This window comes from Halorussus marinus (genome assembly GCF_004521895.1).
In the GTDB taxonomy this organism is placed as follows: domain Archaea; phylum Halobacteriota; class Halobacteria; order Halobacteriales; family Haladaptataceae; genus Halorussus; species Halorussus marinus.
Map to the genome: position 1 here is coordinate 132,230 of NZ_SBIR01000006.1, position 14,397 is coordinate 146,626.

Sequence of the window (14,397 nt, forward strand, 5' to 3'; positions counted from 1 at the left end):
CGCCGCGGGTGGGGCCCGACTCGTGCGGAGATCCGAGTCGGCCCGGAAGGTAGATCTAGTGACAGATAATACATCCTACATCGTTCGAGCGCAACGGCCACCAGTCTCGATCCCGACCCCCGAATCGGTCGGGAGGACGCCTCTACGCGCCGGAATTTCCGGGCGCCGAAAGATTAAGTAGTTGGAAGAGCGTGGTGAAAGTGATGGCAGAGGACCCCGACGAGGGAATGCTCTCGTGGGACGAGACCGTGTTCCGGGACGAACACGTCTTCGAGATCGACTACGTGCCCGAGACCTTCGCTCACCGGGAGAGCCAGATGGAGAGTCTCAAGTACGCGCTCCGTCCCGCCGCACGCGGGTCGCGGCCGCTGAACGTCATCTCCCGCGGGCCGCCGGGCACGGGCAAGACCACGGCGGTCCAGAAGCTGTTCGGCGAGCTGTCGTCCCAGACCGACGTCCGCACGGTGCGGGTGAACTGTCAGGTCGACTCGACGCGCTACTCGGTGTTCTCCCGCATCTTCGAGGGGATCTTCGAGTACGAGCCCCCGTCGTCGGGCATCTCGTTCAAGAAGCTGTTCCGCCAGATCACCGAGAAGCTGGTCGAGGACGACGAGGTACTGGTGGTCGCGCTCGACGACGTGAACTATCTCTTCTACGAGGGCGAGGCCTCGGATACGCTCTACTCGCTGTTGCGAGCCCACGAGGCACACTCGGGCGCGAAGATCGGGGTCGTGGTGGTCTCGTCGGACCTCAACCTCGACGTGATCGAGGAGCTCGACGGCCGGGTCCAGAGCGTCTTCCGGCCCGAGGAGGTGTACTTTCCGGTGTACGACCCCGAGGAGATCGTCGACATCCTCGGCGCGCGCATCGACCGGGGGTTCCACGACGACGTCGTCCCGCCGGCGGTCCTCGACGAGGTGGCCAAACTCACCGCCGAGAGCGGCGACCTCCGGGTCGGGATCGACCTCCTGCGGCGGGCGGGGCTGAACGCCGAGATGCGCGCGAGCAAGACCGTCAGCGTCGACGACGTCGAGGAGGCCTACGAGAAGTCCAAGTACGTCCATCTCAGTCACAGCCTCCGGGCGCTCAACGAGAGCGAGCTCGAACTGCTAGAGGTCATCGCCGAGCACGACGGCGAGCAGGCCGGTGACGTGTACGACGCCTTCCACGACCGGACCGATCTGGGCTACACCCGCTACTCCGAGATCATCAACAAGCTCGATCAACTCGACATCATCGACGCGACCTACACCAACGTCGAGGGCCGGGGCCGGTCCCGACAGCTCTCGCTTCGCTACGACCCCGAGGCGGTGTTGAACCGATTGGAAGAGTAGCGGTCCGTCGACCGGTCACTCGTAACGGAGCGCGTCGATGGGGTCGGTCCGGGCGGCGTTCCACGCCGGATACAGCCCCGCGACGACGCCGACGAGCAGGCCGACCCCGACCGCGATGGCGAACCACTCGAGGGGAAACACCAGCGACAGCCCGACGTACTCGGCGGCGGCGTACGCGCCCAGGATTCCGACCGGAACGCCCGCGACCGCGCCGAACACGCCGAGCATCACCGCCTCCAGCAAGAACAGCTGGAGCACGTCGCGCTTCTGGGCGCCGACCGCCTTCATGATCCCGATCTCGCGGGTCCGTTCGGTCACGCTCACGAGCATCATGTTGGCGATCCCGATCGAGCCGACGATCAGCGAGATGACCGCGATCCCGGTCACGAAGTCGGTGAGCGTGCTCAACAGCTCCTCGATCTGGTCGACGAGGTCCTGATCGGTCCGGACCGAGAAGGCGTAGTCGTCGGGCACGAGCGCCGCGGCGTCCGAGCGGTCGTCGAGGTACGCCCGGACGTCGGTCTTGGCGCCGGCGACCGCGCCGAAGTCCTCGGCGATCACCGTCACCGTCGGATAGACGCGCTGGGTCTCGCCGGTCTCGGGGCTCTCGATGGTCGTCCCGTAGAAGGGGTCGGTCGGCACGAACACCAGCGGCTGGGAGTCCAGCCCCGCGAAGGGGCCGCCGCCCGCCGAGGCGTTGAGCAGTCCGACCACCTCGGCGCCGACCGACTCGCCCGACGCGAGCCGCAGGGTCACCTCGTCGCCGACGACCGCCTGCGTCTCGAACAGCCGGGCGGCCCGCTCGTTCAACACGACCTCGCGCTCGCCCTGCCGGAAGGGCCGGCCGGCGGCAAACGACGCCGAGTCGAACGACGCCGGCGAGGTGGCGATCACCTGCCGCTGGGCGACCGTGTCCCCGCCCGACGAGACCGCCGCCGTCGGGACGATCCCGCGCGGAACGACCGCCGAGACGCCCGAGAGCGCCCGGAGTTCGTCGAGGTCGCGCTCGGTGAACACGGGCTGGGCGCCCGCGCCCGGCCCGCCGTTCTGACCCTCCGGGCCGGCCCAGACGTAGACGTTCGGGGTGCGCTCGCCGCCGACCTGCCCGAGGATGTCGGCCTGCAGGCTCGCCCCGAGGGTGACGAAGGTGATGACCGCGCCCACGCCGATCACGACCCCGAGGACGGTCAGCGCCGACCGGAGCTTGTGGCTCCGGATCGCCCGCCAGCTGAGCCGGAAGCTCTCGGCGGCGTCCATCAGACGTCGGTCTCGACGCGGCGGGGCGATTCGATCTCCTCGACGCGCTCGATCGTGCCGTCGAGGACGTGGATCACGCGCTCGGCGTGCTCGGCGATGGGCCGCTCGTGGGTCACCATCAGGACGGTGTGGCCCTCGTCGTGGAGCCGCTGGAACAGGCCCATGATCTGCTCGCCGGTCTCCTGATCGAGGTTGCCGGTCGGCTCGTCGGCGAGGATGATGGCGGGGTCGGTCACGAGCGCCCGCGCGATCGCGACCCGCTGGCGCTGACCGCCCGACAGCTCGTTGGGCCGGTGGTCGGTTCGGTCGCCGAGCCCGACCTCCGCAAGCACCGCCTCGGCGCGGTCGCGCCGATCGCTCCGCGAGACGCCCTGAAACACAAGCGGGAGCGCGACGTTCTCGGCCGCGGTGAGCTTCGGCATGAGGTTGAACGTCTGGAACACGAACCCGATCTCGTCGCCCCGGACCCGCGTGCGGTCCCGATTGGAGAGCTCCGAGACCTCGGTGCCGTTGACGAACACCTCGCCCTCGCTCGCGGTGTCGAGACAGCCGATAAGGTTGAGGAGCGTGCTCTTGCCCGATCCGCTCGGTCCCATGACCGCGGTGTACGAACCGCGGGGTATCGAGAGAGTCACCCCGTCGAGCGCGTGGACCGGTTCGCCGAGGTAGTAGGTCTTTCGCACGTCGCGAAGCGACACCGCGTCCTCGCGGTCGGGCCCCGCGTCGGGCGCGGAGTCCGAGTGACTGGCGGCCATTTCACACGAGGTACGGGGCCGACTGGCAAAACGGTGGCGCCCGTTGGACGCCCAAACGGATCGTTGCGAGGTCGGCCACACTTTTGGGGGCGGAAACCGGAGGTGGCGCCATGAAGGCGACCGGCGGTAGCGACGAGGAGAAGCGCGCGGCGGGCGAGAGCGCCGCCGAGGCGGTCGAAGACGGGATGGTGGTCGGGCTCGGAACCGGCTCGACCGCGGCCCACGCGATCCGGGCGATCGGGCGAGCGGTCGACAGCGGACTCGACGTGCGGGGAGTCCCGACGTCGTTCCAGTCGCGCGAACTGGCCCGGGAGGTCGGGATCCCGCTGGCGTCGCTCGACGCGGTCGACGGCGTGGACCTCGCGATCGACGGCGCCGACCAGTTCTCGGGGCCCCACCTCGTGAAGGGCGGGGGCGCCGCCCACGCTCGCGAGAAGATCGTCGACGCGGCGGCCGACCGTCTGGTGGTGGTCGCGGACCCGAGCAAGGCCGCCGATCGACTCGATCACCCGATCCCGCTCGAAGTGCTCCCGGACGCTCGCACGACCGCGACCGCGGCGGTGCGGGCGCTCGGGGGTGCGCCCGCGCTCCGGCGCGCCGAGCGCAAGGACGGGCCGGTCGTGACCGACAACGGCAACCTCGTGCTCGACTGCGAGTTCGGCGGCGTGGCGCGGCCGGCGGAGCTCGCGGCCGACCTCGCGGCGATCCCCGGCGCGGTCGAACACGGCCTGTTCGTGGGGATGGCCGACGAGGTCCACGTCGGTCGCGAGGACGGCGTCGACGTCAGACGCTTCTGAGCCGTGGTTTCGGTCGGCAGTCGCGTTCGAGACGAGAAGCCGGCGGCTCAGAAGTCGGGCGTTCGATAAAAGGGAACGGAATCGCCCGAGTTACAGGTCGCGCGGCTGGACGGTCTTTCGGTCGTTCGCCTCGGCGCGACGGGCCGACTCGTCGAGGAGTTCCTCGACGCGCTCGTCGAGCGCGTCGTAGAAGTCCGACGCCACGTTCTTGTCGTCCAGTGCGTCCTTGACAGCGGCTTTGACGATGAGGTCTGCCATACGACCTTGGTTTTCCGCCCGCCAGTAATAAAGCTTCCCAAATATTCGCATGAACGCCGCCAAGTGGCTCGGTTCGCGGATATCTCCGGCGATAGCCAAAACTTATAAATAGTATACGGTTGTTTTGCGCCGACCGCGAAGTCGCAGGGTAAGAGTACGTGGAGCCCCCAGCGTGGGGTATGCGCGAACTCCTGGAGGCGGTGGCGGCCGGCGAGGTCAGCCCGGCGGACGCCGAGGCCCGACTCGCCGGCTACGCGACCGACGAAGCCGGGCGCTTCGACGCGGCCCGCGAGCGCCGCCGCGGCGTGCCCGAGGCCATCTTGGGCGACGGCAAGACCCCCGCCGAGGCGGCGTCACTGGCCGCGACGGCGGTCGAAACCGCCGGGCGAGCGATCGTGACTCGGACCGACCCCGACCAGCGACGGGCGATCCGCGACCGACTCGGCGAGGCCCACCCCGACGCCGACGTGACGGTCCGCGACCGATCGGGCGTGGTGGTCGCCCACGGCCCGACCTTCGAGCCGCCGTCGCTGGACGCGACGGTTGGGGTCGTCACCGCGGGGACGAGCGACGCGGTACCGGCGGGCGAGGCGGCGGCGATCGCCGCCGAGATGGGCGCGACCGTCGATCGGATCGACGACGTGGGCGTGGCGGCGCTCACTCGGATCGTCGACCAGCTCGAAGCCCTCCGGGCGACCGACGCGCTCGTGGTCGCGGCGGGCCGCGAGGGCGCGCTCCCGACCGTGGTCGCCGGGCTGGTCGACACCCCGGTGATCGGCCTGCCGGTCTCGACGGGCTACGGCCACGGCGGCGAGGGGGAGGCCGCGCTCTCGGGGATGTTGCAGTCCTGCACCGTCCTGTCGACCGTGAACGTCGACGCGGGGTTCGTCGCCGGCGCGCAGGCCGGTCTGATCGCTCGCGCCGTCGACAGGTAGGGCGACTCCGAGTATACGGAAAATATTCTTGTGGTTCAAGAAATTTGGGACAGATATTGGGAAGCACTTTTTACGATGGGGGACAAACGATCGAACGCTGGCAGTTACCCTGTCAGCTGTGAACATGCCTAAGTGTGACCACTGCAGTGCGCACGTCTCCGAACGATTCGTTCGTGTGTTCGCCGACGCCGACGGTCAGGTCAGAGCCTGCCCCGACTGCTCGGCGAACGCCGGAATCGCGGAGGTCGCGCGCGAACGCGCCAGAGAGGCTCGAGTATAGCCCATCAAATCGGGCGGGAACCGAAGGGCAAAAGAACCACCACGCGAAGCCTGTCGGGCGTGACGGTCCACTGGGTCTACGTTATCGAGTGCGACGACGGAAGTTTCTATACTGGCTACACCACCGACGTCGAGCGTCGGGTCCGCGAACACGACCGGGGCGAGGGCGCGAAGTACACCCGCGGGCGCACGCCCGTCGAACTCGTCCACACCGAGGCGTTCGAGACGAAGTCGGCGGCGATGTCCCGCGAGTACGAGATCAAACAGCTCTCGCGACCCCGAAAAGAACGGCTGATCGAGGGGCCGAGCGAGTGAGCGGGGCCCGTCAGTCGTCGCCGGCCGCGCCCTCGGCGTCGGCCTGTTCGGCGGTCACGACGGGGTCGATGAAGGCGTACTCGACCGCCTGCTCGCCGAGCGTCCGGACCCGGTCGGCGATGTCCTCGTCGACGATCTCGCCGTCCCGAATCTTGTCGCCGGCGTTCCGGATCCCGACCTGATGGGGCAAGACCCACGCGTGGACGCCGCGGGCGGTCACCCGCATGTGATCGAGCGTGCTCCCGAACGAGCCCCCGCCGGCCGCCACCAGCAGGCCGACGGTGGTGTCCTCGTACTCGTCCCACCCGCAGTAGTCGTGGACGTTCCTGAACGCCGCCGAGTACGAGCCGTGGTACACCGGGCTCCCCCACAGGACCGTGTCGGCGCCTCGGATGGCGCGCTTGAGGTCGGTCGCCGCGGACGGTTCGTCGGCGTCGGGATCGAACACCGGCAGGTCGTACTCCCGGACGTCGAGGAGTTCGGTCTCGGCCCCTCGGTCGGCGGCGACCGCGAGCGCGTGACGGAGGGCGACGCGGGTGTAACTGCCGTCGCGCATGCTTCCGGCGAGCGCGACGACGGTCGGCGTGGCGGTCATACTGGTCGGAATTACGGGAGCGATCGGTAAAGCGCTTTCCGGAACTCGGTTTTTGTACGGTCCGTGAGACGTTTCGGCGGGGCGGGGACCCCCGGCCGGACGGTGTGCGATCGACCCTCGCGGTGGTTTTTTCGGCGCGCGCACAGAGAGTCGGGGTATGGAGACGCCGATTTCGTTCGGAACCGACGGCTGGCGAGCCACGCTGGACGAGTTCACCGCGCCCCGCGTCCGGATGGTCGGGCAGGCGGTCGCCGACTACCTCCGGGAGGTCGAGGACCGGGAGGGCGGGACGGTCGCGGTCGGCTACGACGCCCGCGAGACCTCCCGAGGGTTCGCCGAGGAGCTGTGTCGGGTGCTGGCGGCCAACGGCTTCGACGCGCTGGTGCCCGAGCGCGACTGCCCGACGCCGCTTGCGGTCTGGGCGATCGCCGACCGGGATCTGGCGGGCGCGCTGGTGGTCTCGGCGAGCCACAACCCCCCGAACTACAACGGCGTGAAGTTCTTCCCCCACGACGCGGCGCCCGCCCTCCCCGAGGTCACCGACGAGATCATGGCCCGGATCGGCGAGCCCCGCGCGCTCGAGGAGGCCGACCACGGCTCGGTCGAGGAGGTCGACTTCCTCGAACCGTACGCCGAACACGTCTTCGACCTCGTCGACCCCGACCTCGACGGGCTCACCGTAGTCTACGACGCGATGCACGGCTCGGGGCGAGGCTACACCGACGAACTCCTCGAACGCGCCGGCGCCGACGTCGAGCGCCTGCGGTGCGACCGGGACCCCGAGTTCGGCGGCACCAACCCCGAGCCAAGCGCGGAGAACCTCCGGGGGCTCGTCGAGGCCGTCGAGGAAGGCGACGCCGATCTGGGCATCGCCAACGACGGCGACGCCGACCGCATCGCGCTCGTGACCCCCGAGCGGGGGTTTCTGGACGAGAACCTCTTTTTCGCGGCGACGTACGACTACCTGCTCGAAGACGCTTCCGCGAGCGAAAGCTCGTCGGGCGAGCGAAGCGAGTCCGACGGTGACTCGGGGCCGGCCGTCCGGACGGTATCGACCACCTTCCTGATCGACCGGATCGCCGAGGCCCACGGCGAGGACGTGATCGAGACCGCGGTCGGCTACAAGTGGGTCGCCGAGGCGATGGGCGACCACGACGCGCTGATCGGCGGCGAGGAGTCGGGCGGGTTCTCGATCCGGGGCCACAACCGCGAGAAAGACGGCGTGTTGATGGCGGTGCTCGCCGCGCAGGTCGAGTCCGAGCGCTCGTACGACGACCGGGTCGACGCCCTGCTCGATCAGTTCGGCGAGGTCCACCAGCACAAGGTGAGCGTCGACTGCCCGGACGACCGGAAGGCCGACGTGCTCGTCGATCTCGAAGCCGCCCTCCCCGAGGAGGTCGCGGGCGAGCGCGTCGACGACGTCAACGCCACCGACGGCTTCAAGATCCTGCTCGAAGACGGCTCGTGGCTACTCGTCCGGCCGAGCGGCACCGAGCCCAAGATGCGGGTGTACGCCGAGGCCACAAGCGAGGCCCGGGTCGACGCCCTGCTGGAGGCCGGCCGGGAACTGGTCGAACCGCTGGTGTAGGGCGACCCGGCCCGGCCGGGATCTCGAAAGGTGCCGATCACGGACTCACTCGGAGGTCTCGTACGTGACCGGGAGCGACTCGACGCCGTAGACCAGCGAGCTCCGGGTCGGCTGGAGTTCGGTGTCGGCGACCCCGACGGTCGACGTGCGGTCGAGGAGTTCTTCGATCGCGACCTTCGCCTCGAGGCGGGCGAGCGGCGCGCCCAGACAGTAGTGGGTCCCGTGGCCGAAGCCGAGGTGCTGGTTCGGCGTCCGGTCCGGGACGAACGCGTCGGCGTCGTCGAACTGGCGTTCGTCGCGGTTCGCCGACCCGAGCCACACGATGAGGCGATCGCCCGCCTCGATGGTCGAGCCCTGGATCGTCGCGTCCTCGGTCGCGACCCGGCTCATCGCCTGCACCGGCGATCGGTACCGCAACACCTCCTCGATCGCGGTCTGGACGCTCGCCTCGCCGCGGAGTTCCTCGAACAGGTCGTGATCGCTGAAACACCGGACAGCGTTCGTGATGAGGTTCGTCGTGGTGATGTTGCCGGCGACGAGCAACAGGATACACGTCCCGAGCGCCTCCTGCTCGGAGAGCCGGGAGCCGTCGTCGAGCTCTCGGGTGACGATTTGTGTCATGAGGTCGTCGCGCGGCGACTCGCGGCGGTCCTCGATCATCTCGAAGAAGTAGCTCGCCATCTCCATCTGGGCGGCCCGCTGGCGCTCGTTGTACTCCTCGGTGTCCTCGTCGGCGCTCGTGGCCTCGACGAGGGTGTCCGACCAACGCTTGAACCGATCGCGGTCCTCGGCCGGCACCCCGAGGAGTTCGGCGATGACGGTGACCGGGAGCGGGTACGCGAACGCGTCGACCAGCTCCGTCGTCCCGTCCTCGCCCGCGAACGCCTCCCCGAGGAGGTCGATCGCGAACTCGCGGATCTTCGGTTCGAGGTCCGTGAGGGCTCGCGGTTCGAACGCGTCGTCGACGATGCCCCGGAGTTCGTCGTGGCGCGGCGGGTCCTGAAACAGCATCGTCTCGAATATCAGCCCCTCCTCGGGGCGGTCGGGCTCTCGGAACCCGTCGGCCATCCTCGGGTTGACCGAGAACGTCTCGTCGTCGTCGAGGATCCGCTTGACGTCCTCGTACCGAAAGACGTCCCAAGTGCGACGGTCGGAGTCGTACCGGACCGGCGCGTCCTCGCGCATCGTTCGGTACCAGTCGAACGGCTCGAGCCACGCCTCGCGTGATTCGAGCTCCTCGGGCAGTACCTGCAGGCCGCCGGGGTCGGCAGAACTCATGGTCGGTGGACGCCAGAGAGAGCCAAAAGCGTTCGGGTGGCGGCGCCGAATCGCCAGACTGCGGTGTGGTCGCCCCCGTCCTCACGGTCGGCCCGCGCGTTCGCGGACAGTCGACGCCCTCAGAACCGCGCCGCGACTCGATCGAACGTCTCGAACTCGACGCTCGGCGTCGCTCGTAGTTCGGCGACCAGCGATTCGAGGTATCGGAGCCGCGGAGGCTGGCCGACGACCTGCGGGTGGAACGTGAGCGAGAACACCCCGTCGTCGACGCGCTCGCACATCCACTCGAACTGCTCGCGCCACGCATCGAACACGCCGGGCTCGTCGGGCGCCGTCCGCCCGGAGGCGTCGGGGACGTACTGGAGGGCGGGCCAGTCGTCGCGGTGCCACGACACCGGGAGTTCGAGGATCTCGGTCTCGATGCCGGGATCGTACGCGCCGTCGGTCGGGGCCTCCCGGCCCGTCCGGAGGTAGTACGGCCGGAAGTCGTGGCCCATCTGGCTCGAATCCCACTCGAAGCCCAGTTCCCGGAGCACGTCGAGAGTGTGGGCCGAGAAGTCCCACGCGGGCGAGCGGTAGCCGGTCGGGGTCTCGCCGATCGCGTCCTCGATGCTCTCGATGCCCCGGACGACGTCGGCGCGCTCGGCCGCCCGGCTCTCGAACGAGCCGGGGTGCCTGTGGCTCCAGCCGTGGTGCTGGACGTCGTGGCCGCGCTCGTGGACCTCTTTGACGCGCTCGGGGAAGCTGTCGACCGTGTGGCCGGGGGTAAAGAACGTCGCCGGGACCCCGAGCCGGTCGAGACAGTCGAGGAGTCGAGGGACCGCGACCTCCGCGCCGTACTCGCCCCGCGAGAGCGTGGTCGGGCTGTCGGCCGCGTCGTAGGCGTGGATCCAGATCGAGACCGCGTCGAAGTCGAACCCGAGACAGACGGTCGGACCGCTCATGGGTCGAACTCTCCTCGCCGAACGTTAACGTTTGGGATGGCTCCCGCAGTCGGGCGGCCACACTCCCCGGAGCCGCCCGTCTCCGGCGGGCAAGATGTCGAATCCGAGCGACTCGTAGAAGGGGCGCACGTCGGGATCGAACGCCGCGACGAGCCGCGAGCGGTCCGCGGCCGCCGCCCGAACGAGCGCGGTGCCGACGCCCCGCGCCCGACGAGCACGCCGGACCGCGACCGCGTCGATGCGCGCGCCCCACTCGATCGGAACCGCGACCAGCGCCCCGACCACGGGGCCGTCGGCGTCTCGCGAGTCGGCCGACGAGTCGCCGGGGTCGGGGCCCGACCCGACCGCGACCAGTACGTCGCCCGCCTCGATCCGCTCGGGGAGATCCGCCCGAACGTCGAGCATCGCGGCGTCGAGGACCCGACGCACCCCGAGTCCGTCGTCGGGCGTCGCCGCCCGGACCGCGACGCTCATTCGGCGTCGGCGAGCAGGCGGTCGACCATCGCCAGCACGTCCTCGACGGCGGGACGGTCGCTCGGCCCGTCACCCCGGTGGATCGCGTACAGCTCCGGGTCGGCGCGCGTGTCCAGAATCACGACCTGCGGGAGCCGACCGAGGAGATCGTGGAGCCCGCCGAGCCGGCCGAACCGGGTCGGCTGGCCGTACTGCTCGGCCACCCGCTTGTCGGCGTCGGCGACGAGCGCGAACGGGAGGTGGAGCCGGCGTTGCCACGCCTCGGCGCGGGCTTTCGGCTCGGGGACCACCGCCACCGCCGCGGCCCGACGAGCCCGGAACTCGCCGTAGCGGTCCGCGACCGCCCGGAGCTGTTCGCGACACGTTCGGCTGTGGTAGTCCCGCTGGAAGAACAGGACGACGGCGTCGTTGTGCGGCGTCGTCGGGCGCCGGGGGATCGGCCGGCCGACGCCGTTGGTCGGGTCGGCCGCCAGCGTCGAGAGCGCGAGCGGGTCGGGGCCGACCCCGGCGTTCGGGAGTTCGAAGTCGAGGGCCGAGACCCCGAACGCCGAGAGTCCGTCCGGGCCTTCGCGCGCGTCGAGGTCGGTCCGGTTCGGGGCGCCGTCGGGGGCCGAGCCGTCAGCCTCGGCGTCGACGGTCCCGACTCCGTCGGCGTCGGCGCCGGCGCTCCCGCCCTTGATGAGTCGCAGGACTCTGACGTGGTCGGTCTCGACCGGCTGGTCTTCGGGCACCGGGCGGCCGTCGACCATCACCGACACCTCGTGGGGGCTCAGGCCCACCGCGTCGAGCAGGTCGGCGTAGGTCGCGTCCTGAACTTCGAGGTCGTGGCTGTCCTCGCCGACGACCTCGACGGTGACGTGCATGCCACAGGATTGCTCGCGGCGGGTGGTAAGCGTGTCGGGCTACGCGCTCGCGGGAGGGCGTCGGACTACGAGGCGCCCGTCCCGACGGCCGAGCCGCGACCGGCCGGCCGGTTCCGGTTCTGGTACCGGTCCCAGATCGCGAGCGCGAGCGCCCCGAGTCCGAGCAGGACGACGACGAACTGCACCAGCCCGCTGACGACCGGCACGAAGTCCGCGATCGAGACGACGAGCACCCCGACCGCGAGCGCGAGCCATCGGTTGTCGACGTCGGCGATCGCGAGTAGCCACGTCCCGATCGAGAACGAGCCGTACACCAGCCCGGTCCAGATCGCGAGGCCGTAGACGACCGCGCCGAACAGCGACAGCGGGATCCCGACCAGCGTGATCGCGAACACCACCAGCAAGACCGGCACCCCGACGAACAGCGCGAGCCCGACCCCGGCCGACCGGAGCGGGCGCTCGATCGCCCGGCCGGCGACCGCGCCCGAGAACCGCGGGAACACCAACAGCAACACCGCCCCGAGCAGGAGGTTGACCAGCAGGCCGTACGCCCAGCCGAGCCAGCCGGGGAAGCTCGGACCGGTGATGCCGACGTCGAGGTCGTCGGTCTGGCGGACCTGCCCGTCGACGGTCGCGCCGTCGGCGAGATCGAGCTGGCCGCTGTACTCTAGGTCGCCGCCGATCGCCGCGCTCGGCCGGACGGTCACGGTCCCGCCGCCGAGTCGGGCGTCCGAGCCGACCTCGCCTTCGAGCACGACGTTGCCCGCCCCGGCGTCGAGCTGGCCCCCGACCCGGCCGCTCTGGGCGAGAAAGACGTTGCCGCCGGCCGCGCTGGCGTCGCCCTCGACGGTGCCGTTGATCCGGACGTTGCCGGCGAACGCCTCCAGATCGCCGGTCACGGTGCCGTCGACGAACACGTTGCCCGCGAACGCCGTGAGGTCGCCGTCGACCGTCCCCCGGACCACGACCGTGCCGGCGAACGCCGTCAGATCCTCGTCGACCGTCTCGTCGGCGTCGACGACGACGGTGCCCCCCGACCGCGTCTCCTCGGCCGCGACCGGCGCGGGCACGGCCGCCAGCGTCACCACCACCGCGAGCGCGATCGCGAGCGCGAACCGTCGTTCCATGTCGGAGCACTCACCCGTCAGGTAAATAGTAATTTCCCCGTTGTGAACGAGCCACACGGTTAAGCACGACTTACGCCGCGCCGGCCCGTCCCGCCCCGGGGCGTAACGGTCGTTTCGGCGCCCGACGGCCCCGAGCCGCCGTCGGGGCCGCGTGCGGGGCACCTCGCGGGCTTTAAGACCGGCAAGCCCCTCGGGACACACATGAGCGAGGCCGAGAGCGAGGGCGACGGCGAGCAGAGGCCGGGTCGCCAGGAGATCTGGATCGAGAAGTACCGACCCCAGACGCTCGACGAGGTGGCGGGCCACGAGGACATCACCGCGCGCCTCCGGAGCTACATCGAGCGCAACGACCTGCCGAACCTCCTGTTCTCCGGGCCGGCCGGCGTCGGGAAGACCACGTCGGCGACCGCGATCGCCAAGGAGCTGTACGGCGACGACTGGGAGCAGAACTTCCTCGAACTCAACGCCTCCGACCAGCGGGGCATCGACGTGGTCCGAGACCGGATCAAGAACTTCGCGCGGTCGTCGTTCGGCGGCTACGACTACCGCATCATCTTCCTCGACGAGGCCGACTCCCTCACGTCCGACGCCCAGTCGGCGCTCCGGCGGACGATGGAGCAGTTCTCCTCGAACACCCGATTCATCCTGTCGTGTAACTACTCCAGTAAGATCATCGACCCGATCCAGTCGCGGTGTGCGACGTTCCGGTTCGGGCCGCTGGACGAGGCGGCGATCGCCGAGCAGGTCCGGATCGTGGCCGAGGCCGAGGGGATCGAGACGACCGAGGAGGGCGTCGACGCGCTGGTCTACGCCGCCGACGGCGACATGCGCAAGGCGATCAACGCGTTGCAGGCCGCCGCCGTGATGGGCGAGACCGTCGACGAGGACGCGGTGTTTTCGATCACCAGCACCGCCCGCCCCGAGGAGATCGAGGAGATGGTCCGGCGAGCGCTCGACGGCGACTTCGCGAAGGCCCGCTCGATCCTCGACGACCTGCTGTCGAACAAGGGGATGGCGGGCGGGGACATCATCGACCAGCTCCACCGATCGGTGTGGGAGTTCGACCTCGACGACGAGGCCGCCGTCCGACTCATGGACCGGGTGGGCGAGGTCGACTACCGCATCACCGAGGGCGCCAACGAGCGCGTCCAGTTGGAGGCGCTGTTGGCGTCGCTGTCGCTCGAAGACGAGTAGCCCGGGACTGACCGACGCCCAATCGCGCGTTTTCGGCGCGAGATCGCGACGGGGGGTCGCGCCCGACGCGGAAATCGCGCGTTTCGGAGCCGAACGATCCCGAACGGCCGGCCCGCTTATGCCGGGGTCCGGCGTATCGGGGAGCGGACATCATGGGACGCTATCCGAGACAAGTACGGGACGCGCGCCTGAAGTGTATCGAGTGTAACGCGCCCGTCGTCGAGACGGTCGAGGGCAACTACGCCTGCGTCGACTGCGGGGCCGAGCCGGTTCGAACGCGGACCGGCGAGGCGGGACCGCGCCCGGCCGCCGACGACTGATCGGTCGGCTCTCCGGCCGACTGGGTGCGGGCCGGGTGCGCGACCGTGTGAGGACGCGTCGGCGAGGCGTCCGCTCGCCGACGC

Annotated in this window: 17 protein-coding genes and 1 pseudogene; 8 read left to right on the top strand and 10 right to left on the bottom strand. The window is 70.0% G+C overall.

What is annotated here, in order from left to right:
- The first annotated feature begins 203 nt into the window (after positions 1–203).
- The gene (locus tag EPL04_RS09470) at positions 204–1,334 is read left to right on the top strand and encodes an ORC1-type DNA replication protein (RefSeq protein WP_134671097.1); all 1,131 of its coding nucleotides are present in this window, start codon (positions 204–206) and stop codon (positions 1,332–1,334) included.
- Positions 1,335–1,349: 15 nt separating this feature from the next.
- On the opposite strand, the gene EPL04_RS09475 is transcribed toward EPL04_RS09470, so the two are convergent.
- Complete coding sequence (locus EPL04_RS09475) at positions 1,350–2,591, bottom strand: ABC transporter permease (protein WP_134671098.1); 1,242 nt, start codon at positions 2,589–2,591, stop codon at positions 1,350–1,352.
- On the bottom strand, positions 2,591–3,346 hold the full coding sequence (locus EPL04_RS09480) for an ABC transporter ATP-binding protein (protein ID WP_134671099.1): 756 nt from the start codon (positions 3,344–3,346) through the stop codon (positions 2,591–2,593). The genes EPL04_RS09475 and EPL04_RS09480 overlap by 1 nt, the downstream gene beginning before the upstream one ends.
- 110 nt (positions 3,347–3,456) lie before the next feature.
- Between EPL04_RS09480 and rpiA the strand changes: the two genes are divergently transcribed.
- A complete protein-coding gene (rpiA, locus tag EPL04_RS09485) occupies positions 3,457–4,143 on the top strand; it encodes a ribose-5-phosphate isomerase RpiA (RefSeq protein ID WP_134671100.1) in 687 nt (228 codons plus the stop codon).
- Positions 4,144–4,233: 90 nt separating this feature from the next.
- Here the strand turns inward: rpiA and EPL04_RS09490 are convergent, their stop codons facing one another.
- Positions 4,234–4,401 carry a DUF1931 domain-containing protein gene (locus EPL04_RS09490; RefSeq protein WP_134671101.1) on the bottom strand — a complete coding sequence of 56 codons (168 nt, stop codon included), beginning with the start codon at positions 4,399–4,401 and terminating at the stop codon, positions 4,234–4,236.
- Between the two features lie 179 nt (positions 4,402–4,580).
- Here EPL04_RS09490 and larB point away from each other — a divergent pair, with 179 nt between their 5' ends.
- The 3 genes from larB (at position 4,581) to EPL04_RS09500 (ending at position 5,930) form a co-directional block, all read left to right on the top strand.
- On the top strand, positions 4,581–5,336 hold the full coding sequence (gene larB, locus EPL04_RS09495) for a nickel pincer cofactor biosynthesis protein LarB (RefSeq protein ID WP_134671102.1): 756 nt from the start codon (positions 4,581–4,583) through the stop codon (positions 5,334–5,336).
- Between the two features lie 124 nt (positions 5,337–5,460).
- Positions 5,461–5,616 (top strand): DUF7563 family protein, encoded by a 156-nt coding sequence (locus tag EPL04_RS19515; RefSeq protein ID WP_449272292.1) that lies wholly within the window; start codon positions 5,461–5,463, stop codon positions 5,614–5,616.
- 59 nt (positions 5,617–5,675) lie between these two features.
- Complete coding sequence (locus EPL04_RS09500; protein WP_134671103.1) at positions 5,676–5,930, top strand: GIY-YIG nuclease family protein; 255 nt, start codon at positions 5,676–5,678, stop codon at positions 5,928–5,930.
- 10 nt (positions 5,931–5,940) lie between these two features.
- Here EPL04_RS09500 and EPL04_RS09505 read toward each other — a convergent pair whose 3' ends face one another.
- Positions 5,941–6,525, bottom strand: coding sequence for an NADPH-dependent FMN reductase (locus EPL04_RS09505; protein ID WP_134671104.1), 585 nt, complete (start codon positions 6,523–6,525; stop codon positions 5,941–5,943).
- 157 nt (positions 6,526–6,682) lie between these two features.
- On the opposite strand from EPL04_RS09505, the gene EPL04_RS09510 reads away from it, so the two are divergent.
- Positions 6,683–8,113, top strand: a complete 1,431-nt coding sequence (locus EPL04_RS09510; RefSeq protein WP_134671105.1) for a phosphoglucomutase/phosphomannomutase family protein — start codon at positions 6,683–6,685, stop codon at positions 8,111–8,113.
- Positions 8,114–8,158: 45 nt separating this feature from the next.
- Here EPL04_RS09510 and EPL04_RS09515 read toward each other — a convergent pair whose 3' ends face one another.
- The 6 genes and pseudogenes from EPL04_RS09515 to EPL04_RS09535 form a co-directional block, all read right to left on the bottom strand.
- The gene (locus EPL04_RS09515) at positions 8,159–9,391 is read right to left on the bottom strand and encodes a cytochrome P450 (protein WP_134671106.1); all 1,233 of its coding nucleotides are present in this window, start codon (positions 9,389–9,391) and stop codon (positions 8,159–8,161) included.
- A gap of 119 nt (positions 9,392–9,510) precedes the next feature.
- Positions 9,511–10,335: a polysaccharide deacetylase family protein gene (locus EPL04_RS09520; RefSeq protein WP_134671107.1), complete on the bottom strand. Its 825-nt coding sequence runs from the start codon at positions 10,333–10,335 to the stop codon at positions 9,511–9,513.
- 24 nt (positions 10,336–10,359) lie between these two features.
- Positions 10,360–10,809 carry a GNAT family N-acetyltransferase gene (locus EPL04_RS09525; protein ID WP_134671108.1) on the bottom strand — a complete coding sequence of 150 codons (450 nt, stop codon included), beginning with the start codon at positions 10,807–10,809 and terminating at the stop codon, positions 10,360–10,362.
- Positions 10,806–11,498, bottom strand: coding sequence for a peroxiredoxin family protein (locus tag EPL04_RS09530; RefSeq protein WP_245154551.1), 693 nt, complete (start codon positions 11,496–11,498; stop codon positions 10,806–10,808). Before EPL04_RS09530 ends, EPL04_RS09525 begins: the two co-directional genes overlap by 4 nt.
- Positions 11,478–11,672: pseudogene (gene samp2, locus EPL04_RS19175) on the bottom strand (ubiquitin-like small modifier protein SAMP2); the annotation flags it as partial. The pseudogene samp2 and the gene EPL04_RS09530, both read right to left, overlap by 21 nt.
- Before the next feature lie 65 nt (positions 11,673–11,737).
- The gene (locus EPL04_RS09535) at positions 11,738–12,799 is read right to left on the bottom strand and encodes a bactofilin family protein (RefSeq protein WP_134671109.1); all 1,062 of its coding nucleotides are present in this window, start codon (positions 12,797–12,799) and stop codon (positions 11,738–11,740) included.
- 201 nt (positions 12,800–13,000) lie between these two features.
- Here EPL04_RS09535 and EPL04_RS09540 point away from each other — a divergent pair, with 201 nt between their 5' ends.
- Entirely contained in the window at positions 13,001–13,993 is a 993-nt protein-coding gene (locus tag EPL04_RS09540; RefSeq protein ID WP_134671110.1) for a replication factor C small subunit, read from the top strand.
- A gap of 152 nt (positions 13,994–14,145) precedes the next feature.
- A complete protein-coding gene (locus EPL04_RS18740; RefSeq protein ID WP_167599449.1) occupies positions 14,146–14,313 on the top strand; it encodes a hypothetical protein in 168 nt (55 codons plus the stop codon).
- Positions 14,314–14,397: the final 84 nt, after the last annotated feature.

Excerpts from the sequence above, each read along its gene's own strand:
- EPL04_RS09510 (WP_134671105.1), top strand. The coding sequence starts at position 6,683 with ATGGAGACGCCGATTTCGTTCGGAACCGACGGCTGGCGAGCCACGCTG.
- EPL04_RS09535 (WP_134671109.1), bottom strand. The coding sequence starts at position 12,799 with ATGGAACGACGGTTCGCGCTCGCGATCGCGCTCGCGGTGGTGGTGACG.
- EPL04_RS19515 (WP_449272292.1), top strand. The coding sequence starts at position 5,461 with ATGCCTAAGTGTGACCACTGCAGTGCGCACGTCTCCGAACGATTCGTT.
- EPL04_RS09515 (WP_134671106.1), bottom strand. The coding sequence starts at position 9,391 with ATGAGTTCTGCCGACCCCGGCGGCCTGCAGGTACTGCCCGAGGAGCTC.
- larB (WP_134671102.1), top strand. The coding sequence starts at position 4,581 with ATGCGCGAACTCCTGGAGGCGGTGGCGGCCGGCGAGGTCAGCCCGGCG.
- EPL04_RS09505 (WP_134671104.1), bottom strand. The coding sequence starts at position 6,525 with ATGACCGCCACGCCGACCGTCGTCGCGCTCGCCGGAAGCATGCGCGAC.
- EPL04_RS09540 (WP_134671110.1), top strand. The coding sequence starts at position 13,001 with ATGAGCGAGGCCGAGAGCGAGGGCGACGGCGAGCAGAGGCCGGGTCGC.
- EPL04_RS09470 (WP_134671097.1), top strand. The coding sequence starts at position 204 with ATGGCAGAGGACCCCGACGAGGGAATGCTCTCGTGGGACGAGACCGTG.
- EPL04_RS09475 (WP_134671098.1), bottom strand. The coding sequence starts at position 2,591 with ATGGACGCCGCCGAGAGCTTCCGGCTCAGCTGGCGGGCGATCCGGAGC.
- EPL04_RS09525 (WP_134671108.1), bottom strand. The coding sequence starts at position 10,809 with ATGAGCGTCGCGGTCCGGGCGGCGACGCCCGACGACGGACTCGGGGTG.
- EPL04_RS09480 (WP_134671099.1), bottom strand. The coding sequence starts at position 3,346 with ATGGCCGCCAGTCACTCGGACTCCGCGCCCGACGCGGGGCCCGACCGC.
- EPL04_RS09490 (WP_134671101.1), bottom strand. The coding sequence starts at position 4,401 with ATGGCAGACCTCATCGTCAAAGCCGCTGTCAAGGACGCACTGGACGAC.
- rpiA (WP_134671100.1), top strand. The coding sequence starts at position 3,457 with ATGAAGGCGACCGGCGGTAGCGACGAGGAGAAGCGCGCGGCGGGCGAG.
- EPL04_RS09520 (WP_134671107.1), bottom strand. The coding sequence starts at position 10,335 with ATGAGCGGTCCGACCGTCTGTCTCGGGTTCGACTTCGACGCGGTCTCG.
- EPL04_RS18740 (WP_167599449.1), top strand. The coding sequence starts at position 14,146 with ATGGGACGCTATCCGAGACAAGTACGGGACGCGCGCCTGAAGTGTATC.